Annotated in this window: 21 protein-coding genes and 3 pseudogenes; 12 read left to right on the top strand and 12 right to left on the bottom strand. The window is 40.5% G+C overall.

Going from position 1 to position 24,497, the window contains the following annotated elements; all coding sequences use genetic code 11:
• Positions 1-95: 95 nt before the first annotated feature.
• The 4 genes and pseudogenes from F988_RS15550 to F988_RS07190 all read left to right on the top strand — a co-directional run.
• A pseudogene (locus tag F988_RS15550) lies at positions 96-242 on the top strand (GTP-binding protein); the annotation flags it as partial.
• Positions 243-250: 8 nt separating this feature from the next.
• Positions 251-658: a roadblock/LC7 domain-containing protein gene (locus F988_RS07200; protein ID WP_004682195.1), complete on the top strand. Its 408-nt coding sequence runs from the start codon at positions 251-253 to the stop codon at positions 656-658.
• 73 nt (positions 659-731) lie between these two features.
• Positions 732-1,724 (top strand): hypothetical protein, encoded by a 993-nt coding sequence (locus F988_RS07195; RefSeq protein WP_228127224.1) that lies wholly within the window; start codon positions 732-734, stop codon positions 1,722-1,724.
• Between the two features lie 43 nt (positions 1,725-1,767).
• On the top strand, positions 1,768-2,124 hold the full coding sequence (locus F988_RS07190; protein ID WP_004682192.1) for a roadblock/LC7 domain-containing protein: 357 nt from the start codon (positions 1,768-1,770) through the stop codon (positions 2,122-2,124).
• A gap of 98 nt (positions 2,125-2,222) precedes the next feature.
• On the opposite strand, the gene F988_RS07185 is transcribed toward F988_RS07190, so the two are convergent.
• From F988_RS07185 to F988_RS07160, 6 genes are all read right to left on the bottom strand, one after another.
• Positions 2,223-3,101 carry an arginase family protein gene (locus tag F988_RS07185; protein ID WP_004682190.1) on the bottom strand — a complete coding sequence of 293 codons (879 nt, stop codon included), beginning with the start codon at positions 3,099-3,101 and terminating at the stop codon, positions 2,223-2,225.
• Positions 3,095-4,102, bottom strand: coding sequence for a hypothetical protein (locus F988_RS07180; protein ID WP_004682188.1), 1,008 nt, complete (start codon positions 4,100-4,102; stop codon positions 3,095-3,097). Before F988_RS07180 ends, F988_RS07185 begins: the two co-directional genes overlap by 7 nt.
• Positions 4,103-4,416: 314 nt before the next feature.
• Positions 4,417-4,959, bottom strand: coding sequence for a gamma carbonic anhydrase family protein (locus F988_RS07175; protein WP_004682187.1), 543 nt, complete (start codon positions 4,957-4,959; stop codon positions 4,417-4,419).
• Between the two features lie 90 nt (positions 4,960-5,049).
• Complete coding sequence (gene dacC / locus F988_RS07170; RefSeq protein ID WP_004682185.1) at positions 5,050-6,198, bottom strand: D-alanyl-D-alanine carboxypeptidase PBP5/6; 1,149 nt, start codon at positions 6,196-6,198, stop codon at positions 5,050-5,052.
• Positions 6,199-6,312: 114 nt separating this feature from the next.
• Entirely contained in the window at positions 6,313-6,714 is a 402-nt protein-coding gene (locus tag F988_RS07165) for an MCR_0457 family protein (protein ID WP_004682183.1), read from the bottom strand.
• A 151-nt stretch (positions 6,715-6,865) separates the two neighbouring features.
• Positions 6,866-7,237 carry an MCR_0457 family protein gene (locus F988_RS07160; protein ID WP_004682181.1) on the bottom strand — a complete coding sequence of 124 codons (372 nt, stop codon included), beginning with the start codon at positions 7,235-7,237 and terminating at the stop codon, positions 6,866-6,868.
• Positions 7,238-7,340: 103 nt separating this feature from the next.
• Between F988_RS07160 and surE the strand changes: the two genes are divergently transcribed.
• From surE to F988_RS15710, 3 genes and pseudogenes are all read left to right on the top strand, one after another.
• Positions 7,341-8,117: a 5'/3'-nucleotidase SurE gene (surE, locus tag F988_RS07155; RefSeq protein ID WP_004682178.1), complete on the top strand. Its 777-nt coding sequence runs from the start codon at positions 7,341-7,343 to the stop codon at positions 8,115-8,117.
• A gap of 110 nt (positions 8,118-8,227) precedes the next feature.
• Positions 8,228-9,061: a peptidoglycan DD-metalloendopeptidase family protein gene (locus F988_RS07150; protein ID WP_004682176.1), complete on the top strand. Its 834-nt coding sequence runs from the start codon at positions 8,228-8,230 to the stop codon at positions 9,059-9,061.
• A 129-nt stretch (positions 9,062-9,190) separates the two neighbouring features.
• A pseudogene (locus tag F988_RS15710) lies at positions 9,191-9,758 on the top strand (LysR family transcriptional regulator).
• 55 nt (positions 9,759-9,813) lie between these two features.
• Here F988_RS15710 and F988_RS07140 read toward each other — a convergent pair.
• A complete protein-coding gene (locus F988_RS07140) occupies positions 9,814-12,441 on the bottom strand; it encodes a Lon protease family protein (protein ID WP_004682172.1) in 2,628 nt (875 codons plus the stop codon).
• Between the two features lie 196 nt (positions 12,442-12,637).
• Here F988_RS07140 and F988_RS07135 point away from each other — a divergent pair, with 196 nt between their 5' ends.
• Entirely contained in the window at positions 12,638-14,812 is a 2,175-nt protein-coding gene (locus F988_RS07135) for an AmpG family muropeptide MFS transporter (RefSeq protein WP_004682171.1), read from the top strand.
• Positions 14,813-14,814: 2 nt separating this feature from the next.
• Positions 14,815-15,216, top strand: coding sequence for a lactoylglutathione lyase (gene gloA / locus F988_RS07130; protein WP_004682169.1), 402 nt, complete (start codon positions 14,815-14,817; stop codon positions 15,214-15,216).
• A 115-nt stretch (positions 15,217-15,331) separates the two neighbouring features.
• Here the strand turns inward: gloA and F988_RS07125 are convergent, their stop codons facing one another.
• Positions 15,332-15,628: a hypothetical protein gene (locus F988_RS07125; RefSeq protein ID WP_004682167.1), complete on the bottom strand. Its 297-nt coding sequence runs from the start codon at positions 15,626-15,628 to the stop codon at positions 15,332-15,334.
• 309 nt (positions 15,629-15,937) lie between these two features.
• Between F988_RS07125 and F988_RS14555 the strand changes: the two genes are divergently transcribed.
• Positions 15,938-17,067 (top strand): IS3 family transposase gene (locus F988_RS14555; protein WP_154647840.1). Its coding sequence is split into 2 segments (ribosomal slippage): positions 15,938-16,190 and positions 16,190-17,067, totalling 1,131 coding nucleotides; the frame shifts between segments, so codons are not numbered across the junction.
• A 286-nt stretch (positions 17,068-17,353) separates the two neighbouring features.
• Here the strand turns inward: F988_RS14555 and F988_RS14550 are convergent.
• Positions 17,354-17,986, bottom strand: a pseudogene (locus tag F988_RS14550) (transposase).
• Between the two features lie 135 nt (positions 17,987-18,121).
• Here F988_RS14550 and F988_RS07105 point away from each other — a divergent pair.
• Positions 18,122-19,096: a bile acid:sodium symporter family protein gene (locus F988_RS07105; RefSeq protein ID WP_171055719.1), complete on the top strand. Its 975-nt coding sequence runs from the start codon at positions 18,122-18,124 to the stop codon at positions 19,094-19,096.
• A gap of 197 nt (positions 19,097-19,293) precedes the next feature.
• Positions 19,294-19,518: a 50S ribosomal protein L31 gene (rpmE, locus tag F988_RS07100; RefSeq protein WP_004679402.1), complete on the top strand. Its 225-nt coding sequence runs from the start codon at positions 19,294-19,296 to the stop codon at positions 19,516-19,518.
• Positions 19,519-19,609: 91 nt separating this feature from the next.
• Here the strand turns inward: rpmE and F988_RS07095 are convergent, their stop codons facing one another.
• From F988_RS07095 to epmB, 3 genes are read right to left on the bottom strand one after another with little or no spacing between them, the layout of a single operon-like run.
• Positions 19,610-21,700, bottom strand: a complete 2,091-nt coding sequence (locus tag F988_RS07095; protein ID WP_004682159.1) for an EAL domain-containing protein — start codon at positions 21,698-21,700, stop codon at positions 19,610-19,612.
• Positions 21,682-23,439, bottom strand: a complete 1,758-nt coding sequence (locus F988_RS07090) for a hypothetical protein (protein ID WP_026040080.1) — start codon at positions 23,437-23,439, stop codon at positions 21,682-21,684. Before F988_RS07090 ends, F988_RS07095 begins: the two co-directional genes overlap by 19 nt.
• 13 nt (positions 23,440-23,452) lie before the next feature.
• Positions 23,453-24,469, bottom strand: a complete 1,017-nt coding sequence (epmB, locus tag F988_RS07085) for an EF-P beta-lysylation protein EpmB (RefSeq protein ID WP_004682155.1) — start codon at positions 24,467-24,469, stop codon at positions 23,453-23,455.
• Between the last annotated feature and the right edge of the window lie 28 nt (positions 24,470-24,497).

Genomic DNA, 24,497 nt, shown 5'->3' with positions numbered 1-24,497 from the left:
TGGGAAAAAAGAAGAGTTTAAGGAAATTTTGGCAATTTTAAGAAAGCAGAATCCTGATAGGATAAGGGTTCTGTGAAATTTGTCGTGTACAGAGAAAAATTTATTATGACTGGATGACAGTGAATAATCGACACTTTCCATTATTTGCTGTAGATGCTAGACAAAAAGATGATGTTTTATTGATCATTGAAGCGCTGATTGCTTCATTAGAAGTGCAATCTGTGACAACAGAAATTGAATAAGGTGATTTATGCTCGCGTTAAATAATCAGCGCCAAATTCCACAAGAACTGACAGATCAAGCATTTAAACAAACCCATGAATTATTAAACATGGTGAGTGGTGTGGACTTTGTTATGCTGTGCTCATCCGATGGTTTTGAACTTGCATTGGCCAGTAAAAAAAATCTGGGTAACAGCGGTAAGATTGCTGCAGTGAGTAGTTCTATCTTAGCAATGGTTTCTGCATTTATTTCAGAAATTCATTTGGCTGGATGTAAAACCATTACTTTAGATGCAGACAACGGCAAGGTGATTCTCACTGCGGTTGAGCATCCACAACATCCAATGGTGTTAGTTGCTGTGGCATCTAAAGATGTGCTCATTGGTCAGTTGCTCTATGCCATTAAGAAAACAGCAGAAACATTGGCTCAAGCTTAATCATAGGCGAATTGTACAAATAATAGGGTGCTTTTCATCTTCTTGTTCAAGAATTTAGATGGGTTTAATCGTGATGAAAAATGCATTAAATGTGGCAATTTTTGGTTTAAATTTAGAAACGCTAGACCAAATGAAAAACCAATTATTGCTTTCAGTACCAACAGACGTAAATGTGCAATGGGTGAATATCTCAAGTAATGAGATTGATCTATTACTCGTGAATGATATGTTTTTTGATTCACCGAACATTCAGCGTGTGGTTCAGCAGCAAAAGTCATATTTGCGTTTGGTCAAAGATGTAAACCAAGCGGGTAGTATTATTGGCGATAAACTTTTTTACCCATTCACTTGTATGAATCAACTCGTAGAGTGGTTACAACAGCGTTATTTTAGTTACGCAAGCCGTCCGAGCCATAGTTTTGAAAGTCGTACAGTCGTAAATACACCACAATATTCTGTGGCGGAATACTCGCACACAAAGGTAGAAAATCAGGTAGTGTTTAATGAAATTTTCACACCACGAAATGGCTATATTCAATTGTATGACCACACGGGTTTTTTAGCGCTGATTGATACCCGCACAGAACGCGTTTGGTTTGCAGATGATCAGGTGCTGTATGGTTTGAGAAACAGCATTAATCAAACCTATGCAAAAAATTCTTTTGTGCAAGACATGATTAAGGATAAAACACCTTACGATTTAAGAGCTTGGTTATGGCAAGCTATCTCGCATTCAGGTGATTTAGATTTGCCAGAGGTAGATGCTGACCATGTTTTTAAATTGAATATTTGGCCACAATTTGAAAAAAGTTTAGATCGTAAAGATAACTTAAAGATCGCAGCTTGTTTTGCCTTAGGTGCAAAAGTGCAAGATGTAGAACAATATTTAGGTTTGTCTTCAGAACGAATTAAAAAATTTGTAGCAATGGCTCAAACCTTAAGACTAGGTGAGTTGATTGATGCAGATCAAGCGAAATTCAGTATTGAACAGAAGCAAGATAATTCTGGTCAAGTGAATAAATTACGTAGTTTCTTTGGGAAACTGCGGAAAAAACTAGGGTTATAAATTAAATTCTAATGGGGAAACCCCTTAACTTGAGGTATGAGAAATGGCGCGTATTAGTTTAGATACTTTAACGAGCATTGATGGATTCGTTGCAGCAGCTTTAGTTGACAGCGAAAGTGGTTTGGCTTTAGCTACTCAAGGTAGCGGCATAGATTTAGAACTTGCTGCTGCAGGTAACACTGAAGTTGTTCGTGCTAAGCGTAAAGTGGCTAAAGCTTTACAACTTAACGATAGCATTGAAGATATTCTAATTACTTTAGGTAAGCAATATCACTTAATCCGTCCATTGGACAGTAACGAAAACCTATTCTTGTATTTGGTTTTAGACCGTTCTAAGTCTAACCTTGCAATGGCTCGTTATGAATTAAAAGCATTTGAAAAAGAATTAGATTTTACTTAATTGCTAGTACTACTTATTCAATTTGAAAAGTGGTTTGAGTCAAAAAAATACCAGCATTTTTGCTGGTATTTTTTGATGCTAATTTTTAAAATTATGAGTTACATGGAATTTGTATAGTAAACTTGATGCGCTATTTTTATGGTTTCCACATGCAGCTGTACTAAAGGTTCAAGTGCCTGATAACCCCCAGCAAGTACAAACATTAAAGGAATACCGTGTTTTTTTGCTAATGAAAATACCATACGCTCGCAGTGCTGAATATATTCTGTTTTAAACCAACTTGAACCGCATGGGTCATCTTGGTGACAATCCATCCCTGCCTGATAAATAATTAAATCTGCTTTCCAATCTATTGCAGCTTGAAAGGCTTCATGTATGGCAATGATATATTGCGCAAAAGTCCCTTTATCTTTATGGATATGTCGCGTTTCAGCACGTGGATAGCTTGGACAGCCAAAAGCCAGACCATAAATACTGAAATTAAATAAATTATCAAGGCGCCGTGTAAATTCGGCAGTACCGTTGCCACCGTGTTGATCACAGTCTAGTACAAAAATGCGCTTATCTGGAAATTGTTGGGCAATCAAGGCGAGGCCATTAAAGGTACAGAAGGAATTGCCAAACTCATAAACAGCATGGTGAAAACCTTGGGCAAGATTAGCTGAGATTTGATGTTCCCACGCCAATTCAGCAGCTAAAATTTGACCTGCATTGATTCGTAAAACAGCGTCACGTAGTTGTGTATTCCATGGTTTGAATCCCTGAAAGGTGGCTAGTTTTTCAGGTGTGCCTGTCATAAAAGCATCTACATAGGTTGGGTCATGCAGCTGTTTTAGAATCTGAATATCAATCGGTTGTGGTTCATGCAGCCTTATAAAATTGCAATCATGTAAATCATCTGCAACGGCACTGAGTTTTTCCATACTATTGGTGTGAGTATGGGCAAAATATTCAGGTGAATAGCAAATATTTAACATGACTTTAATTCACTTATTTGTCGCTGTGCCAAATCAACTAATTGCTGCAATTGCGTGCTGCCAGGGCTATATAAACCATTGGCAACCTGTTGTGCATAGTGGGTGCTAAAAGCACGTGCACGATTTTCAGGAGAAATTGCCAAGGTGGTCAGTCTTAAGAACCAAAAGCCTTGAATAGCAGTATAAGGAATGATATGTCCTTTAAAATCTGGACAGGCTGGGAATGTGGAAATTGTGTCTGCATCATAATGTATTGAAAATAGTGCGCCAGCAGGAATACGCACGCCATTCATTAGTAAGGGCTGTAGACTGATGCAGGAATGATCATCTCCCATATTAATTTTTTCTAATAATAAGGGTGTGTTTTGTTCATCTACAATAATATTGATTCGACCTTGTCTAAGAATTTTACCGTGTGCAATTTTTAAGAAAAAATTTTCAGCCATTGGGCAAGAGCCAACTTTAGGTTTTTCTTGCAATGTGTGTAGCTGAGTCAGCATCGTATCATGACAATTGTGGGGTAAAATCACATCTGCAATCAGCTGACTCAGCACTTGGCTTTCTTCAAGTTGAGCATGCTGTGCAATATGACGTAAATTTTTTTGAAAACTGACAGCTTGTTCTAATTGTTCAGCAAAGGATTCGTGGCAGTGTTCCGCTAAAAATGTAACGATCTCTAGGTTTTGATCAAGGTTGTGCCAATCAGTGATATGAATTGGCTGGATGGATTGCTGCTCAAGTAATTGCTTTAAACTTTTAGTATCGAACTGGTTAAAAAGATTTAGATCATTTAACTCCTGCGCATCACGCGGGATATTAATATATTCCCCCAACACCCGTGTTGCTTGCGTATAACCACAACCACGACGTTCAGTTTGATGCGTATAATGCTCATTTAGCATTTCTGTCAATTTATTTGACAGTGGATAGACGTGATTTCTAAATATTTGAATAATTTCATGGTCATTTAACGTGGACACGAATATTTGCTCTTGAATCATTTGTTTTAATTGTGTAAGTGTACTGCTTTTTTGAATTTTTAGTAAGATGTACTAGCTCAAACCTGATCGGACAGTTACCCATTTTTTATTGTGCCTGTCAGGTTAAATTTGGAGACTGTAAATAAAACTGTATTTACACAGAATTATTTACACACTCGATTGCTGCTATTTACAACATGGAATTGATTAAAAAATGATTTTTGCAAGAGGTTTATTGCTTATCATTTTCAAGGTCTGGTCTTGTTTATGAAGCTTTAAATAACTTCATTTTTATTTAATTTATATGTATGATATGAATAGGAAAAATAGTGAAGCTAAACTCTACCATTTTTATAATTATCTTTCACTTTCACATAATGACGTGCTGAGTAGGGCAAAAACTCCAGTTCTTTTTCAGTGAGTGGACGGACTTTTTGAACAGGACTGCCGACATAAAGATAACCGCTTTCCAGACGTTTACGTGGTGGAACAAGACTGCCTGCACCGATCATCACATCATCTTCAATAACCACATCATCCAGAATCACGGTTTTAATACCCACTAGAACACGGTTGCCAATCGTACAACCATGTAGGGTTACATGATGCCCAACCGTCACATCTTCGCCAATTACAAGTGGAGAGCCATTTGGTTTAGATTGATTTTTATGACTGACATGCAACATACAATGATCTTGCACGTTACTATTTTTGCCAATCTGAATTGAGTTGACATCACCACGAATCACGGCAAAAGGCCATACTGAAACATTCTCTGCCAGTTTTACATCACCAATGACCACAGACATTTCATCAATATAACAACTCGTATCAATATCAGGGTAATGATCTAAATAAGGGCGAATGTTTTTAGCCATGAGAAAATACAATAAATAATTTGCATGAATTATAAAATAAAAAGGCACCCAGACTAAAGTGTGTGGGTGCCTGATTTGGCAATTCTAAAATTAGAACAAGTTGCTAAAGAACATCTTGATATGGTCGATCATACGAGCAAAAAAGCCTGCTTCTTCAACAGGTTTTAATGCAACTAGTGGTTTTTCAGCAATCACTTTTCCATCAAGACTCGCAACTAATTTACCTACAACTTGACCTTTAGCCAAAGGTGCATTCAGTTTTGGTTGAACGACGATTTGAGTTTTGATTTTATCTGCTTGACCTTTCGGCATGGTTACGTTGAAGTTTTCAGCTAAACCAATCTGAACATCATCTTCCTTACCAAACCAGACCTTGGCTTTGGCAAGCACCTGATTGGCTGGTTGTACATTAGCCGTTTCAAAGTTTGCAAAACCCCACGCTAAAAGGGTACGTGTCTGGCTGGCACGCTCATTCATGCTTGGAGTACCAAAGATCACGGAAATCAAGCGCATTGGACCACGTTTGCTTGAGGTAGTGAGGCAGTAACCCGCTTCTTCGGTATGTCCTGTCTTGAGGCCATCAACGCTTGGGTCAGTGTAAAGCAGGGCATTACGGTTGCCTTGCTTGATGCCATTAAAGGTAAATTCTTTTTCAGAATAGATTGGGTAGTATTTAGAGCTATCTTTGATAATGTGCTGAGCAAGAACAGCCATATCTTTAGCTGTTGAATAATGACCTTCAGCAGGCATACCTGTTGAATTGATGAAATGTGTATTCACCATACCAACACGTTTTGCTTCTTGGTTCATCATATGGGCAAATGTACCTTCATTGCCTGCAATGTGTTCAGCCATCGCTTTAGAGGCATCATTTCCTGACTGGATAATAATACCACGCAACATCTCTAATACGGTTGCTGTGCCATTTAATGGAACATACATACAGGATTCAGTGCTGCTACCACGGCACCATGCAGATTCATTCATCCGCACCTGTTCATCTTCAGTCAATTCACCCTTTAAAAGTTTCTGCTCTATGATGTAGCTTGTCATCATTTTTGTCATGGAAGCGGGTGCAAGTTTTTCATTTTCATTTTTGGCAGCGAGAATCTGTCCTGTCTCATAATCCATGAGCACATAGGATTTATTATTTAATTCTGGTGGAGCAGATAGGACAGTTGCTGCATATGAAAAGCTTGGCAAAAGTAGTAATGCAGCAAGAGCGCTTTTTTGAGTCATTCTAGGTGGTTCCAATATCTTGTATGAAGCAGAAGAGCCTAGCATTTTAGGACAAAGCAAAGCCGACTGCTATGGGCGAAGTCGGCTTTTTATCATGCTATTGTAGCAAATCGGTTACTTGGAATAATAATTACGGACATCATTACAGATTTGACGGTTATCTTCGTCCGAGGCTGCCTTGGCAATCTCACGGGCTTCTTTCAAGGGTTGCTTATATTCCTTGGTTTGCATGCGTTTGCTGAGAATCTCAACCGCATTTTTTTCATTGGATAAATAGGACTTGACCAGTGTATCGTAGGCCTTGTTGAACTTTAAATCCTTGCCAATTAGGGTTGGGCAGGTTTCAGACAATACATAAATGACCGCAAGTTCCTGTGGAGACACTTCATCAGACATTGGGGTGACTTCAATCTTTTCAGTTTCAGGCTGTTTGTCTGCTGCGAATGCGGTAGGAACAAAAGTGCTGGCAGCGATGAGGAATGATAAACCTAGTGTTTTTACAACATTTTTCTTCATAAGAAATCAAACTCAAAACAAGACTTAAAGAATTTGAACAATTTATAGCATAAAAACAGATAAAAATTTGTATGTTTGCTGTAGGGAATATGGAGAAACTGTGGTTTTAAATATCAATATCTAAAACCATTTTAAGGTCTGAATGGCCTGTTTAGCCCTCAAAATTCAATACCTCTTCACATACCGCTTTCTGTTCAGCCTTATCAACCTCTGTGGCAGCTTGACGGGCATCTTTTAGTAAAGTGTTGAATTCAGCATCTTTTTGCAGGCTTTCAAGCGAAGCAGACTTGTCTGAGTAACTACCCAAATAAGAACCCACCATTTTTTTGATATTCTGGTCAAATTTTGCATTCTTACCGATCAGGTTAGGACACATCTCAATCAGCACTTGTGCATTGGCAATATCATCCTTAATCAATGCATCCGCTTCTTTTACTGAAGCTGCGTCAGCAAAAACTGCTGGTGCCACAAGAAATGTGAAACTAACCGCTAAAACTCGAACAAAACTGGATAAATGTCTCATGGCTGCATAAATTTCTCATACTATGAAGATATAAATATATATAATTCAATGAATATTTCAATTGAAAAAACTGCACAGTAATTTTTGAAGAGACAGAACCTTAGTGAATATATTAATCGCAAATGATGATGGTGTGTTTGCACCTGGACTGCAAGCCTTGGCGCAGGCGTTAAAACCTTTGGGGCGGGTGGTGGTTGTTGCCCCTGAAAGTGAGCGTAGTGGTTATTCAAGCGCCTTAACCCTGGATCGGCCCTTACGTCCCATCCCCATTTCCGAAGATGTCTGGGCTGTCAATGGCACACCTGCGGACTGTGTATACTTATCCATGAATGGCCTGTTTGATTTCGAGTTTGACCTTGTGGTGAGTGGAATCAACAGTGGCGCCAATCTGGGCGATGATGTTCTATATTCAGGTACGGTTGGGGCTGCATTTGAGGGAAGATTGATGAAACATCCAGCAATTGCCGTGTCTTTGGCGGGTGCAAATGTACGTTGCTATGAACATCCGCAGCATTATGCGCAAGCGGCACAATGGGTACATGACTTCATTGCCAAAGGGCTGCCTGTGTTGCCACCGCGTCATATCTTTAATATTAACATTCCCGATGTTGAGCAGATCAAGGGGGCACAGGTGACTTATCAGGGACGCCGTGCGCAGTCCAAGCCAATCAGCAGCCATGTTGATCCGCGTGGTCGTCAGGTGTACTGGATTGGGCTTGCTGGAGAGGCGGTGACTGATCCACAGTCGGCTTCCAGCCATATCCAGTCTGATTTTTTTGCGGTGTCGAATGGCTATGTCAGCATCACCCCAATTCAGATGGATGCGACCAATTATGCGGTACTGGACAATCTACATAGCTATGTGAATGGACCTGAATAAGCACCTAAATGTTATAACTTTGTGAATATGGAAAGTGAGAACTCGTTTTTTCTCACTTTTTTGGTACTCTTAGGCGCAAATAAGTTAAGGTTTTTTCGATGAGGGCGAAGATGCACTTAAATCATGTTTCGATTTTTCTATCACAAAAAATGATGAAAACAATCGTGCTGTCTACGGTGGTAACACTCACAGCGCTGGTTACTGGTTGTGCATCTAAACCGCAGGTGAATGGTGGCGTTCGCAATGTGCAGGCACCAAATTACTATACAGTGCGTTCAGGCGACACCTTGAGTGGAATCGCAAATCGTTATGGCCTGAATTATCTGGATATTGCCGCATTGAATGACATTGCGGCGCCGTACCGCATCTATGTCAACCAGTCTCTACGCTTAAAGGGCTCTGTAGCGCAACGTACCACCTCAACCCAGGTGTTTACCCAGGCGGCTCCAATCCAGCGTCAGAGCATTAATTTGCCAGCGCAGCAGCCAGTGGTTCCAAAACCGCAACCTGTGGTTCCTAGAACTCAGCCTGTTGTTCCAGTGGCTCCCCTAAACCCATCTTCTTCAACTCTGGCATCCAGCCTGCGTTGGGTAAAACCATCAAATGGTGCGGTCATTCAGGGTTTCAATCTCACAGGTAATGTGAAAGGCATTCGCTATGGTGGAAATGAGGGAGATCCTGTATTTGCCGCTGCAAATGGTCAGGTGGTTTATGCTGCGGATGGTCTGAAAGAATATGGAAACTTGGTGCTGATCAAGCATATTGACGGTTACATCACAGCATACGCCCATAACAGCAAGATGCTGGTGAAGAGTGGGGACAATGTCACGGCAGGACAAAAAATCGCGGAGATGGGCTCTTCTGGTGCTAACCGTGTGATGCTGGAGTTTCAGGTTCGTCTGGATGGTAAACCTGTGAATCCAGCGACTGTTTTACCGAATTAATCTATCCCCTTTAACACATTTTCAACAAATTGTTAATAATCTCTAGTTTACAAGTAGACTTCTCTGTATAATAAGCTCCTTTGCTTTTATTAGAACAATAAGCATATTAATAAATTACGAGGGAAGTCTATGTTAGATCAATTGCGTGCAATGGGGGTCTTTGCTTGCGTTGTAGAAAAAAATTCTTTTAGCGGTGCAGCGAGAGAACTGGGCATCACAACCAGTGCGGTCAGTCAACAAATCCGATCTTTAGAACAAGAAATGGATGTCACCTTACTTCATCGTTCAACCCGAAAACTCAGCCTCACCGAGGCGGGTCAGGCATTCTTTTTAAGCTGTCAGGAAATGCTGGCAGCAGCAGAACGTGGCAAAATCCGTATTAACGAATTGCGTGATGATCTGGTGGGAGATTTGCGTATTGCAACCACGCCTGAGCTGGGTGCGCTGCATGTCATTCCAGCCTTGTCACACTGGATGTCTTGGGCTGGCACGTATTTTATACATGGACATCCAGAAAGAGCTGATTAATGGCACACTGGTTGAGGTGTTGCCTGACTGGCACATGCCTGCCTATACCTTGCATGCCTTAACCTCCAAGCGTGAACAGTATCCAATGAAAGTACAGCGCTGTATTGATGCATTGAAACAATACTTTGTGCAGTTACCTGGTGGTCGCTCTTTGCAGGGCGTTGCTTGAACTGATCAATAAAACCAAAAAGCCATGCTTGAGAGAGCATGGCTTTTTTTATGGATTATTTACGTTTTTTAGCTAAGGTATTGAGAGTTTCAACTTCGACTACAGTTTCATCCGCGGCTTTGGCTTCCATTTCATCCTTTTTGCTTTTCTTACGTTTTTTCTTTTTCTTGGGCTGTTCCGTTTCAACGGCTTCACCATCCTCAATGGCTTGCCAATATTCCAACTGTTCCATCACTGCAGCATAAATGGAGTTTTTGCTGTATCGACCTTTTTTATCGAGGGTGCCAACTGGACGGGCCATCAGAATTTCCAGCGCCTGATCAATGGTGTCAATCGCATGGACATGGAACTGACCAGTTTGTACCGCTTCAATCACATCCTGACGGAGCATCAGGTGCTGCATGTTCTGGCGTGGAATAATCACCCCTTGTTTGCCTGTAAAGCCTTGCAACTTACAGGCATCGAAGAAGCCCTCAATTTTGGCATTCACTCCACCAATTGGCTGTACCTGACCCAACTGGTTCATCGAGCCTGTAATAGCCCATGATTGGTCAATTGGAATTTGACAAATGGCAGAAATTAACGCAGAAAGTTCTGCAACAGTGGCACTATCACCATCCACTTGCCCATAGCTTTGCTCAAACGCCAAGGCGGCAGAGAAGTGCAGGATTTGTTCACGGCCAAAGTGTGCTTTTAAGAAGCTCGACATGAGCAATACACCTTTGGCATGCAATGAGCCACCTAGCTCCACACTGCGTTCAATATCTAAAATATCACCGCCGCCTTGATATACAGAAGCTGTTAGACGCGACGGTAATCCAAATTCGACATCAGCATAATGAATCACTGAGAGGGCATTGATTTGACCAAGACGATGCCCAGAAGTTTCAATCAACTGCGTACCGCGAGACAGGTCTTGCCAGTAGAGCTCACGTAAATAGCCTAAGCGATATTGGCGATGGTGCAGGGCCTGGTTGACATGCTGGTCGGTGACAATCTTGTCATCCGCTTTAAAGGCATGGTGATGCGCTTCGCGGATCAGGTCACCAAGGGTTGAGGCATGTAATGATAAAGAGCTTTGATCCTCAGCCTGACGGCTGGAATCAGTAAGCAATGCGGCTAGTGCAGAACGGTCAAACGGAAGTAATTTATCTGCCTGAACATAGTCGGCAATTAACTGCATATAAGCCTGTTCGTTACTGTCATTACGTTGTAATGTATCGGTAAAGTCGGCACGGATTTTAAAGACACTGCCAAGCTCAGGTTCCACTTCCAGAATTTCATAATAAATTTCAGGTTCGGCCAGTAAAACCACTTTAATATCAAGTGGAACGGAAGCGGGTTCAATGGAGATACTGCCTGTGAGGGTGAGCATATGTTCCAGTGAAGAAAGCTTGAGTTGTCCAGATTTCAAGGCACGTTTCAGGCCTTGCCATGCATAAGGTTGCTCCAGCAATTGTTCCGCTTCCAGCATCAAAAAGCCACCATTGGCCCGATGCAGTGAACCAGGACGAATCAGGGTGAAATCAGTGGTGATCGTACCATTGTGAGTCAGTTGCTCCACATGACCCAATAAATTGTAGTGTGTTGGGAAATCTTCAAAAATAACGGGTGCGCCACTATTTGGTTTATTGGCAATAATCACATTGGCCTGATAACGAGAGGGTACGCGGTTGAACAGTGCAGGAGTAAAGTCATCTTCCTCTTGCTCTAAAATCAACTCAACGTTGTCAATAATGTCTTCGGCGTACTGCTTTAAATAGATATCGAGACCTTTAACCTCTTTGTTCTTATTTAAAATCAGTTCAATACGAGGCATCACCACCTGGGTGGCAATATCACGGTTTAAGCTGGACACCTGATCCCGCGCATCATCTTCCAGATCGCCCAGATGTAAACCCAGACGTTCAAGTTTTTTCTCCATATAACGCATATTGGAGTTGATTTCAGCACGTTCCTTGCTAGTTAATGCGTTCAGGTCATTTTGGGTGAGTTCATGATATTCATTGTCTTTCAACTGCATTGGAATAAAGACATGCTTGTCATTACGGGAAATCAATTTTAAATCGAGTTCTTCACCCTCTTTGGTCAGTTCAACCAATGCCTGTTGCTGTACATCACCCGTATCCTGACGGATACGTTCAATACGGTTGTGATAGGTTTCCGCACTAAAACGGCGTTCCAGCTGCTTTAAGATAATTTGCCATGCCTGCTGCAAGGCATTTTGAAATTTGCTGCCTTGTCCCGCTGGGAAGCGCAGAGCAATCGGTTGTCTTGGGTTCTTGAAATTATTGACATAGATCCAGTCATCAGGGGTAGCCATGGTTTTGGCGTGCTGTTGGAGCAAACGCTTGATCATGGTTCGTTTACCAAGACCAGCCGTACCCACGGCAAAAATGTTATAGCCTGAATAGGGTAAAGAAATCCCTGCCTCGACTGAGGCACGGGCGCGGTCCTGTCCTAAAAAATTATTCAGTGGTTTAATGCGTTTGGTTGAACTTGGAATTTCAGCCAAATCTGGCGTATGTGTCAGTTGGTGTGCATGTAATGCCGTTTTAAGTAGAGTTGCCTGGATGTCGGTCTGTTCAAAAGCACTTGGAAATGAATTGATTTTTGCTGTAATCGTGTTTGTTGGTGTCGAGGATAAAGTTGTTGCGGTCATTTGATCGAGTTTTTGGGTCACTATTGCTATCCAACAAAGAAACGAAAGTTAGGTAATTAAAGGTATACAGTTTTAGGTCCAAAGATCAAGCGAACTTGTGTTTTTTATCGACAAAACAAAACAATAATTTTATTTGATTGCATAAAGCAACTTGCAAGCAGGCGCAAGACACGATTGAATAGGCACATTCACGCATGTTCATGGAAAATAATAACCAATGACAACTCAAGCCACTGGCTGGGCATCCGCATTTAAGGCATTTTGGGATCGCCGTGCCCTGATTATGTTATTTCTGGGTTTCTCGGCAGGGATTCCGATTCTGCTGATTTTTTCCAGTTTATCGCTGTGGCTGGGTGAGGCTGGTATTGATAAGAGTGCGGTGACCTTTTTTAGTTGGGCGGCATTGGGTTACTCTTTTAAATTCGTTTGGGCACCATTGATTGATGAATTGCCTGTTCCATTATTAACGAAAAGTTTAGGCCGTCGCCGTGCCTGGTTGTTGATTGCACAGTCTTTGATTATATGTGCAATTTGTATCATGGCATTTTCCGACCCAGCACTTGGACAAAGCTATTTAATTCAAATGGCAGTTGGTGCCGTTTTATTAGGATTCTCGGCAGCGACTCAAGATATTGTCATCGATGCTTATCGTATTGAACTTGCTGAAAGTGAGATGCAAACGGTTTTAGCTTCAACTTACAACGCAGGTTACCGTATTGGGATGATCGTTGCGGGTGCAGGGGCTTTATTTCTTGCTGCTTATTTAGGTACAGCTAAAGGCAATTATATCTATGAAGCATGGAAATATACTTATCTAACCATGGCAGCAGTTATGGTGGTTGGTATTATTACAACTTTATGCATTCGTGAACCTCAAGTAAATCGTGTTTATAAACATTATAAAACTACAGATTACTATCGCTTAGTCTTTGTATTCTTTATTGCTGTTGCAACTTTTGTTGTCAGTTATATTTACTCTGGGAATGTAACAGATGCTACCGCTAAAGCCGCAAATATTAAAGACACCGCAGCTTTATTTGGTTTAGAAGCCCTACGCTTTTTAACTGCTACAGCCACAGCTTTATTGGTTGGTTTGGGTTTAGTTAAAATTGGCGTCGTGAATCAACAAATGGCAAAAGAAACTTGGGTTGCCCCAGTTTTAGAATTCTTCAAACGTTACGGTATTAAACTTGCCTTAGTGCTTTTGCTGCTGATTGGTTTTTTCCGCATCTCAGACATCATTGCAGGAGTGATTTCCAATGTGTTCTATCAAGATCTAAATTTCAGTAAAGAACAAATTGCTGAGGCTGTGAAAATCTATGGTGTGATCTTTAGTTTAGTTGGTGGTTTTCTCGGTGGTTTGTTAGCGCAACGCATGAACATTATGAAACTGATGTTCGTGGGCGCAGTGTTGGCCAGTTCAACCAATTTAATTTTTATCGGCTTGGTCAAATCAGGAAAACCACTTGCTCCAGTTGAGGTTCAGGTCGGAAATAAACATTATCAAGTGCAAACCGATGATGTTGGATATTGGAAATTACAAGTGCCGAATGACGTCTTGGCAAAAACAAATTCGGTACAGGTAAGTACTCAGTACCAAAATCAGAGCGATACCAATGTAACTCTTGCAATACCATATTTAGTAAATGCCCAGCACGCTCAGATTCAATTATTACCAATCAGTGGTGATGATCAATTAACGGAAAAAGAATTGAAGCAAAGTCTAGTCGTTAAAGGGCAATTAGCAGGGCTTAAAAATGAAGATTTAAATCAGGATAAGCCTGTTATTCTTAAATTAGATAATCAAGAGTTTGCTGCGAAACTGGATGATAAAGGAATATTTACTGGTGCTGTAGATGGAAAGCTATTACAAGCATCTCCCACTAAAACCATTAAAGCTTTTGTTAATTTCAAAAATAATAGTGCAAGCCAGTTATTTGCAACAAGATCATATCGTATTAATACTGCATCACATGTTGAAACCACACTCGATGTCGATATTCAGCCAATTGCTGTGGTCGATCCAAGTCAGTCAGGCACAATAGAAATTTCTGGCAAAGTGATAAAAGGCTATAGCTCATTGTGGCTCTATTTTGCCATTATTGTCGATAATTTAGCCTCAGGTTTAGCGGGTGCTGCATTTATTGCCTTTTTATCTAGCTTAACGAGTGTGTCATTTACTGCGGTTCAATATGCGATTTTTAGTTCTTTAATGACGCTCACACCCAAATTATTGGGAGGATATTCAGGAACGATTGTGAGTAATATTGGCTACCCAAATTTCTTTTTAATGACGACTTTAATTGGAATTCCAATTTTGATTCTTGTGGTTTGGGTTGCTAAACTATTACGTGACCATGAAAACCAAACAATTCAACAGACAGGTGAATAACTATGCGCATGTTACATACGATGTTACGAGTAGGTAATTTAGAACAATCTTTAAAGTTCTACACTGAGGTACTTGGTATGAAATTACTACGTCAACGTGATTATGAAGAGGGGCGTTTCACCCTGGCTTTTGTGGGCTATGGTGATGAAGAAAATAACACTGTGCTTGAGCTGACTCATAACTGGGATACAGCAAGCTATGATTTAGGCAATGCTTATGGTCATATTGCGATTGGTGTTGATGATGCCTATAAGGCATGTGAGGAGATCAAGGCACGTGGTGGTAAGGTGGTGCGTGAGGCTGGCCCAATGAAAGGTGGGGTGACCGTGATCGCATTTGTTGAAGATCCAGATGGCTATAAAGTCGAGTTGATTCAGCAGGATTTAAACGCACGTAATAATTAGTATGGTGTATATTGAGTCATATAGGGTTGATTTTTATTAAGCCTTTTACTTAAAAACTGCAATATGATGTTTTTAATCTCATATTGCAGTTTTTTTATTTAATCAGCAAATTAAGTTATTTTGCTAGATATTTATATTCAACATTAACTTTTTGATTCGCTTTAGGAATAGCATTACCAAAGAAGACCACAGAAGTTCCAGTATTACTATAAATTAAATCGAAGCCATTTTGATTACTTACATCACGAGCAACATTCTGTCCTTCAACGGTGACTTTCACTGATGATGGAATTGGTGTTTGTGTAAGGGTAAAACTACTGGCTAGACCAGAAGCAGATTTAATAATCTCATCAAATACAACGGACCAACTTGCTGCATCTGTACAAATAGAAGCAGAGCTGCCGCCTGTCAAACGTGAGATTTCTTTAAAGTGTGCACCACCATAGGCACTACCACCTTGACCATCACAATAAAAATTTGGATCGTCTGGTTGGGTAGTGGTGAAGTCTGGTCTAAGTAAAGTTCCTGTACCTACAATGGAGAAGTAGGTTGCACCTGTTTTGACGAAATAGTCTTTATAATCATTAAAACTTCGTATTGTATAATTAGTAGATGATGTTCCATTTGGACGACTGATGTGGTTCTAGGATTTTAGACCACGTCTATAAGTGATAATCTACTCCCCAATAAGCATGGGAAATGCTTGTTTTTGGAGTCAACCATGACACGAAGAAAACGTCGTAATCATTCAGCAGAGTTTAAAGTTAAAGTTGCTCTCGCAGCAATTAAAGGCGACCACACACTCGCTGAACTTTCTACTCAATTCGATTTACATCAAAACCAAATCATCGATTGGAAAAATCAACTGCTTGAGCAATCAATCAATATTTTTTCACGACCAACAGCACAACAAGAACCTGAGATTGACCTCAAAGCTCTACATGCCAAGATAGGACATCAGGCATTGCAAATTGATTTTTTAGAAAGTGCGCTCAGAAAAATAGGGCAGCTGAGCGGCAAAAAATGATCGATAAGACCCATCAACTTTCGGTACGACAACAATCGCAATTGATTCAAATCAATCGCAGTACGTTGTATTACAAGCCCAAAGAGATTTCATCAACTGATTTGAGTTTGATGCGTCTGATCGATGAAATTCATCTCGACTACCCATTTATGGGCAGTCGAATGATACGAGATATGCTACAGCGTCAAGGGCATCAAATAGGTCGGCGTAAAGTCCGACGTTTAATGCGCTTGATGGGAATACATGCCTTGTATCCAAAACCCAATACCAGTAAGCCTAATCTTGCACACCGTATTTTCCCATATCTGTTGAAAAACATGGTCATCGATCACTCTAATCAAGTCTGGTGTACAGATATCACGTACATTCCTATGGCTAAAGGCTTTGTCTATTTGTGTGCAGTTATAGATTGGCATAGTCGTAAAGTACTGGCTCATCGTGTATCGATCAGTATGGAAACAGACTTTTGCATAGATGCGTTGCAAGAAGCAATTGTGAAATATGGTTGTCCTGAGGTGTTTAATACAGACCAAGGCAGTCAATTCACAAGCGAGGCATTTTTGAATGAGTTAAAATTGCGAAATATCCGTATCAGTATGGATGGGAAAGGACGGTGGAGAGATAATGTGATGATTGAGCGGTTATGGCGCAGCTTGAAGCATGAGGAAGTCTATTTGAAGGCTTACGATACGGTTAAACAAGCGAAACAATCAATTGCTGAATATTTGGATTTTTATAACATGATACGTCCTCATTCAAGTTTGAATAAGGCAACACCAAATGAATTTTATGATCAACATTTACTAAAAGTAATGGCAGCATGATTTAAATATTTAGAGCGGATTTATCACTTATAAAACTGAATTGAGTGGTCTAATTAACGGAACCACATCATAATAGAGCTGAAGTGTTATAAAAACGTTAGAATTTTTATACGGAACTTTATTAAACCTCTTGCGAAAGTATAGTTTTATCTGATTTTTTAATTGGCTAAAACCCCAAAAATATAGCTTTCGACTGCTTAAAATTTGACTAATGTAAAAACTCTATTGTAATTAGTGAAAAAAGTCAAATTATTTACAGGTTCGATTAGACCTCTTGTGAAAGTCGTTATTGCAAGTTCATCCAGTTTACCAGTGCAGCGATGAAGTTAATGCGTAAACCGAATCTTTTCCGTCTATTATAGCGTTCACTGAGTATTCTAAATCTTTTCAATGGACTATTAATGTTTTAATATCATGCTGACTGCCAGATGGTATATTTACTCCTATGATTTGTTTGCTGTTCGGATGATAGATCACTTGGGCTTTTAGCGTATGTTTCTTCTTTTTACCACTGTAGAACTTACTCTGATTTTTTTTTGGGACGTTCTATTGAACATTCTGTAGCATCAATAATAACCCAGTTAAATTGTTCGTCTGCTGTTGTAATGCTTCGTTTTGGCAGGGTAAAACGCCTTGATTTCATTAATGCATCTTCAACCTTTTTAATGGTTCGATTCACATTACTTTCAGCGATATGGTAATTTGCCACCAATTCCAATTGAGTGTTATAATTCCGTAAGTAATTGAGTGTTAATAATAATTGATCCTCTATAGCTAAAGTATAAGGACGCCCTGATTTCTTTTTAAGTGATTCTGCATCTTTTAAAACTTCGACCATTTCACTGAAAACTGGTCGAGGTACGCCAACCAAGCGCTTGAATTCAGAATCTGAAAAACGGTTTAATTTCTGATATTTCATGAAATCTATATTGAGGCAGTTTTTATTGTCGCAAGAGGTTTATTATATTGTGTTGAATCAAAATATTTTTTTATTTTATATACTTGTTGAATAAAAAAATATCTTAGATTCAGAATTTTTTTAGCAGTGAGCGTAATTATTATGTTGAAATTATTGGCATTGGATCGTTTTACAATATTATTAATTACAATGGTGATATTGGCGACCTTTATTCCAGTATCAGGTCAGCTTGCACATTATTTTAATATTCTCACAACTGTCGCAATTGCTATCCTGTTCTTTTTACATGGTGCAAAACTCTCACGTGAAGCAGTGGTTGAGGGGATGTTGCACTGGAAAATGCATGCCTTGGTATTTGTCTTTACTTTTGTGATTTTCCCAGCCATTGGGTTACTGGCAAAACCCATTTTGGAACCTCTTTTAGGTCAGCAGTTGTATTGGGGTTTCCTGTTCATGTGCTTCCTGCCATCAACAGTACAGTCCTCCATTGCATTTACCTCAATGGCAAAGGGCAATGTTGCTGGGGCAGTGTGTAGCGCATCTTTTTCCAATATCATTGGCATGTTTATTACGCCAATTTTGGTCAGCTATTTTATTCTCGGGCAAAGCCAGCATGGTTTTGATCCAACCAAGTCGATTATTCAAATCATCTTATTGTTACTGGTTCCTTTTATTTTGGGGCAGTTATTACGTCCTTATATTTTCCCTTATATGCTCAAGCTGCCGAGTCTGGTAAAGGCTTTTGATCAGGGTTCGATCTTGATGGTGGTATACGGTGCTTTCAGTAGTGCCGTGGTGGCTGGTTTATGGTATCAGGTGAGTGGCTTGACGCTGCTTTATTTAACGGTTGCATGTTCTGTTCTGCTGACTGTAGTGATGTTGCTTGCTTTATATCTGCCCAAATGGCTGGGCTTTAACCGTGCTGATCAAATCACCATTTTCTTTTGTAGTTCCAAGAAAACACTGGCCAGTGGTGTCCCAATGGCACAAATCTTGTTTATTGGGCAACCATTGGGGATGATTGTGTTGCCGATTATGATTTTCCACCAAATTCAGTTGATGGTGTGTGGGATAATCGCCAATCACTGGTCAAAATCAGGTCAGGAATAGTTCGCAAAATTGAATTTATTGGTGTATAATATTCGCCACTTGTTGGCTTTGCTCTGACCTGGAGTCTCGGTGAGTCAAAAGAAATGGTCTGTTGTGGTGTTGATCTGCGAGTGTGAAAACACTTAGCTTTCCTCATGTTGAGAGTGATCAATTGCGATAACAGCTTAAGCCTTTCTTGCTAAATAGGAGCATCGACCATGCGCGCCGATATTCACCCTAAATACCAAACATTAGTTGCTACCTGTTCATGTGGTAATGTGATCGAAACTCGTTCTGCGCTTGGTAAAGAAACAATTTACCTTGACGTATGTTCAGCTTGCCACCCATTCTATACTGGTAAACAAAAGAATGTGGACACTGGCGGCCGTATCGACAAATTCAAGCAACGTTTCTCTGGTATGTCGCGTTCTATCAAGCGTTAATATCAAGAAAACAAAAAACGGGCAATATGCCCGTTTTTTTTATGATTATAATTTCTAGATATAGGGCGTATTGAATACGCCCTATGTGAATTTATTGGTCTTGCACGTCCGTTAAACGGTCCAGTTTCTTCTGGAAATAGTTACCCTGTAGGAAACGGGCCTCTACATTCCATGCATTGGCAAACTGGTTCATATCATTGAGTTCAGTCAGGAAAATCTCAACAGGTTTTTGGGCAATAAAGTGTAGAATCTTTTCCTGTAGTGCCGCCATCTGTTTTTCAGACCCCAGCATTTTTGCCAGCTTGCTATGGAAGCTGAGATATTGGGTATCAATCTGTTGAAGTATGCTGTCACTATACAATGAGTCGCCAAAACCACGGATGGAAATCTCTGCCCCATGTTGTCGCAGTAAGGCAATTTGTGGCTGTGCCTGAGACAGGTTCTGCTGTAGGGCCTGTTCTGAGAATTGCAGAATCAGTGGGTGAGCCTGTTTACTACCAACAATGGTGAGTAACTTGGCAACCAGCTCAGGTAGTTTCTTGTCATTCAACAAGATATGGTGATTGAGGTTTACGATCAATTTCGCTTTAGGATACTGGGTAATGAAGTTGTGCAACTGCTTGCATGCCTCAACCAGTATCCAGCGATCCAGTTGAACTGATAATTCAGGATCATCCTTTAAATCACCCAGATCAGCGATATCCTGCCATTGATTGTTATGGATAAAACCACCCGACACTTCATAAGTATGGGTATGTTGATCCTGCTTGTCATAAAGCTGCTGGTATTTCAGATGGATATCGCCTGCATCCAGTTTTTGCCTGAGTTCCTGTAACAGGCTTAGCTCTACATTGCTTGGAATCTGTTCGGTTGTTAAACCAATATCTGCATCAATTTTCGGGCTATCAATGGTTGGCAAACCAAGTGAGAATGCCTTGGTCAGGATCTGTTCAAAACTGGCTTCATCCGCAATTGGCTGGGCAAGCTCACTGTAGCCCAGTTTTAGGTGAAGAGGGAATGTATAATTCTCAGTTACCAGTAACTGTGGTTTTTGCAGGCTATTCAACCCAATCAGAAGTGAGTTGAGTACATGGGTTGATTCTGCCTGAAACAGCGCAACATAAAGCGCATGGTCCACCTGGCAGACAGGAACATTGACCTGCTCCTTGATAAAGCCTGCAATGTTGGAGAAATAGGTCTTGGTGGCACGCCAGTCAGTCTGGAATACTTCGTTTGGACAGCTGTTAAGGCTAAATAAAACCAGTGCATTGGCATTGGCTGGATGGTTTGCAAGCTGTCGGTTGATATGTTGCAGTGCACTATTCAAGCCTGAAATTTTTTCAGAAGAAGTAACGGCTGGTATTGTCGCTGAAGACTGAATGGTGGACTCACATTCGATGTTCAGCTGGATTTCATCCTCATTTCCTGAAGGAAGGAACTCAACCTGTAATGCACTATTTTTTACATTTGGGTTTTGGGTGCGAAGTTCAAATCGCCCTTGTTCGAACTGTCCCTGTGAAATTTTCTTAAAACGCAGTTTAAACTGACCTAGTTCTTCAGGCTGCAAAACGTCCAGAATGGGTAGGCCAATTAAATCGTCTGCATTGCTGAATCCAAAAAGCTGTGCATATTCGGTGTTGGCCGTAATATGAATGCCTTCCTGCAAAATTGCGACCGCTTTATGGGTTTCTGCAACCAGTGACTGCGCCTGGGTTTGTGCCGCTTCCAATTCACTGAGTAGGCGATGTTCCGCCTGAACCAAGCGGCTATAGGACAGGGCTCGAATAATACTGATATAAAAATTTTCAGGTGATTTAAGATTTAGGACATCATAAATCCCTTTATGGATATACGTCTGATATTGATCAGCTTTGTAGTCATCTGGTTCAAGTAACAGTATAGGCAGGCTGGGCTGTGACGATGCCTGAATCAGTGAAAGAGTCTGTTCAATCTTTAGATCGTACGCACGTCCAAAAATGACGATATCCCAGGGAAGATTCAGTTGCTTCTCAAATGTCTTGAGGTCGTCAAGCAAGGTTGCCTTGACCTGATGCTCCTGATTGGCGAATAACTCCAGAATCTGGTTATAACGTAACTGGTTATCATCAATAATGAGTAAGCGGGTTTCAGTTCGTTTTAACTTTTTAGAGAGTAAAGAATTTCTCACTTCAATGCTTCCCATAAATCTTGATCATTGGTATCCATATTATTTAGTGCCATGAATTTATGAAGAATGGACTGTTCATCTTCATTTAGCAGTTCAAAATCAAATTGAACAAAACTCTGGGTAATTAATTGTGCGTTTAATAAGTACACTTTTACTTCCTCTTTCCCCAATCTTAAATAAATCCCCTGTTGTTCCCGAAAAATTTGTGAACCAGGTAAAATTAAAGTTGTTTTGGTTTCATCCAGATTCTGGTTTTTTAATAAAAGTGCTGGATGGTAGTTGCTGACATGCCGATCGGCCTGAATGTGTACAGCACATGGGAAAATTTCCTGAGCAAGAACCTCCAATCCCAGTTCCAGACTTTTCTCGGTTGACTGTTTAAGCCAGCGAATCACGCCGCCACGCCAGTGTCCATGTGAGGTCTCCTTGACCAGGATATATTCACCTGTTCTTAAGTTTTTAGGGGCTTCTCCTGACCATTTAATGCGGTAACCATTGACACTGATATCCAGTATGTCGGATTGGTAAACGACCTTGCTTTCACGGCTTAAGCGCTGGATGCTTGATTCCTCATTGTTTTCAGAAAGCTTTTTATCCCATGAGGACATAAATCTCGATTCGTTTTGTAAATTGAAGTGATGCTCCAGCAACAAGGTCTCATCAAAATTTTTGGCTTTGGATAGATAAAAATGTGCGGTTAGCAAACCAAAACAGATATGCAACTGGGCTGAATATTCATAACGTTCATGACGACGCTCTGCTGTGGTTCCAAGAATGGTCTGAACATGGAACTTGAGTGCAGGGGTCAGGTAGATTTTTTCATTCTTGGAAATATATTCAGCATTTTTATGTAAGGTTGCTGTGACATGGTCCAGCAAGGTATTGGTGCTGATAAAAACATTGGGATTAAACCCTGAGCTTTGCTTTTTATTATAGATGGGTGGGTGGTCTTTGCTGGTGTCTACCACATACTTGGTCAGGTCAGTCTCCTTAGACAGAATCTGAAGCATTTTTGCCCAGTCAAAACTACACTGGAACAATGCCTGAATTTCAGACTGGCGAATTTGATTGGTATTAAAAATATCCATCAAAATTAGTTGGGCATAGGCCTGGGAAATATTGCTGAGAGAGTTGGGTTTACTGCCCTGAATCTGTTCCAGATTGGTCTGGTGGTATTTATGGGTGAGTGCAGCCTCATAAAGTTGATGGGAAATCAGCCATTGTCCTGCAACAGGTTCACTATAGAGCATATGTTGCTGATAGAGAAGTTGGGTCAGTTGCTGCAATGCCTGAAAAGTTGCCAGTGTTCTGGCGGTTTGTAAGTTCTTTTTCTGGTTTAGTGCAAAGATTGAAAATTTCTGATTATCGAGCTGGTCACTGCTGCGACGCACAATATTGATGTAGATAGCCGCAAAATAACAGCGTAACAACATGGCCAGTTCAATAATGTGTTCATTTCGATCAGAACTAATCACACCTTGATTGAAAAAGTTTTTCTCTAAACTGCCTAGAACATTTTCAATTGTTGGATGTAATACTTGAACCAAGTCAAAACGTAAAGTTTCAGAGCACTCTAACTCACTGAGTTCTAATAATGCGGCAAATAGGGCTTTTGATGTATCACCCAATTGCATAATCGATAGATTAGAAATCCACTCATTTAAACTTTTGGTATTGGTATCACAAAAGCTGAGTTTGTCCCGTCTTAAGACAGTTGGAATTTGAAAAATATCCGAAAAAGCATTATTCATCATTGTGTTATCAATCTCAGAACGTTTGAACCCCAAAAAGCGGTGTTTTATTTTTTTCGCCCGCAATTTCCCTCACAAGTTTAGGCACTAAATAGCCTGGCAAACTTGCTAATACATCACTGTATATATGGTCTATCTCTGAAGACCTTAGATCAAAATGTTGAGCACCTTTTACTTTATCCAAAACATGTAAGTAATAAGGCATTACTCGTGCATCAAATAAACGGTTACTCAACTCAGTCAAAGTTTTTGCAGAATCATTCACACCTTTGAGCAAAACCGCCTGATTTAGCACGGTAATGTGATGTAATGATAACTGTAATAACTTAGAGCAGGTGAAATCATCAAGCTCAGCTGCGTGATTTGAGTGTACCACTACTATAATGCGTAGCCTACTGTTTTTTAATATAGAAATCAGCCCTTCATCGACGCGGTTTGGAATAACGATGGGAACACGTGAATGAATTCTCAGTATTTTAATCTGTGGGAGGGAGGCAAGACGTTCCAGCCAAAGTGAAATTTTTCGATTTGACAAAGTTAGGGGATCTCCGCCACTCAAAATCACTTCATTGATCAGCGGATTTTGCTCAATATATTGTTTGATATGTGGCCAGTCATCATTTTTAGGCAAATTTTCCTGATAGGGAAAGTGACGGCGAAAGCAGTAACGGCAGTGAATTGCACATGCACCTGTTAAGGTCAGTAAAAAACGGGACTGATATTTATGTAGAACGCCAGCCATCTGGTTGGCTGCCTCTTCACCCAGTGGATCGGTGACAAACTCAGGATGTTCCTCAAGTTCTAGATGATGGGGCAGGACTTGTAGCAACAGCGGATCAAGTGGATCGCCAATGCTCATTTTTTCGACGAATGCACGCGGGACACGCAATTTAAACTTTTCAGAGGCGAGGATTGCCCCTGATAATAGCTGATCGGTGGATAACTCAAGTAGATTTAACAGCTCCAGAGGATCAGTAATGAGGTCACTCAGTTGTGATTGCCAGTTTTGCTCTTGATGTAAATAGTTTATCATGCCATACGTTAAAAATAGTGTGAGGACT

The sequence above is a fragment of the Acinetobacter parvus DSM 16617 = CIP 108168 genome (genome assembly GCF_000368025.1).
In the GTDB taxonomy this organism is placed as follows: Bacteria; Pseudomonadota; Gammaproteobacteria; order Pseudomonadales; family Moraxellaceae; genus Acinetobacter; species Acinetobacter parvus.
The sequence above is the reverse complement of the archived record's forward strand: the minus strand, read 5'-3'. Positions and strand labels throughout refer to the sequence as shown.

Coding starts and splice junctions, on each gene's coding strand:
- F988_RS07095 (WP_004682159.1), bottom strand. CDS start 21,700: ATGGGAAGCATTGAAGTGAGAAATTCTTTACTCTCTAAAAAGTTAAAA.
- F988_RS07135 (WP_004682171.1), top strand. CDS start 12,638: ATGACAACTCAAGCCACTGGCTGGGCATCCGCATTTAAGGCATTTTGG.
- F988_RS07190 (WP_004682192.1), top strand. CDS start 1,768: ATGGCGCGTATTAGTTTAGATACTTTAACGAGCATTGATGGATTCGTT.
- F988_RS07150 (WP_004682176.1), top strand. CDS start 8,228: ATGCACTTAAATCATGTTTCGATTTTTCTATCACAAAAAATGATGAAA.
- F988_RS07160 (WP_004682181.1), bottom strand. CDS start 7,237: ATGAGACATTTATCCAGTTTTGTTCGAGTTTTAGCGGTTAGTTTCACA.
- F988_RS07165 (WP_004682183.1), bottom strand. CDS start 6,714: ATGAAGAAAAATGTTGTAAAAACACTAGGTTTATCATTCCTCATCGCT.
- dacC (WP_004682185.1), bottom strand. CDS start 6,198: ATGACTCAAAAAAGCGCTCTTGCTGCATTACTACTTTTGCCAAGCTTT.
- F988_RS07200 (WP_004682195.1), top strand. CDS start 251: ATGCTCGCGTTAAATAATCAGCGCCAAATTCCACAAGAACTGACAGAT.
- F988_RS07180 (WP_004682188.1), bottom strand. CDS start 4,102: ATGATTCAAGAGCAAATATTCGTGTCCACGTTAAATGACCATGAAATT.
- F988_RS07195 (WP_228127224.1), top strand. CDS start 732: ATGAAAAATGCATTAAATGTGGCAATTTTTGGTTTAAATTTAGAAACG.
- gloA (WP_004682169.1), top strand. CDS start 14,815: ATGCGCATGTTACATACGATGTTACGAGTAGGTAATTTAGAACAATCT.
- F988_RS07175 (WP_004682187.1), bottom strand. CDS start 4,959: ATGGCTAAAAACATTCGCCCTTATTTAGATCATTACCCTGATATTGAT.
- F988_RS07185 (WP_004682190.1), bottom strand. CDS start 3,101: ATGTTAAATATTTGCTATTCACCTGAATATTTTGCCCATACTCACACC.
- F988_RS07090 (WP_026040080.1), bottom strand. CDS start 23,439: ATGATGAATAATGCTTTTTCGGATATTTTTCAAATTCCAACTGTCTTA.
- rpmE (WP_004679402.1), top strand. CDS start 19,294: ATGCGCGCCGATATTCACCCTAAATACCAAACATTAGTTGCTACCTGT.
- epmB (WP_004682155.1), bottom strand. CDS start 24,469: ATGATAAACTATTTACATCAAGAGCAAAACTGGCAATCACAACTGAGT.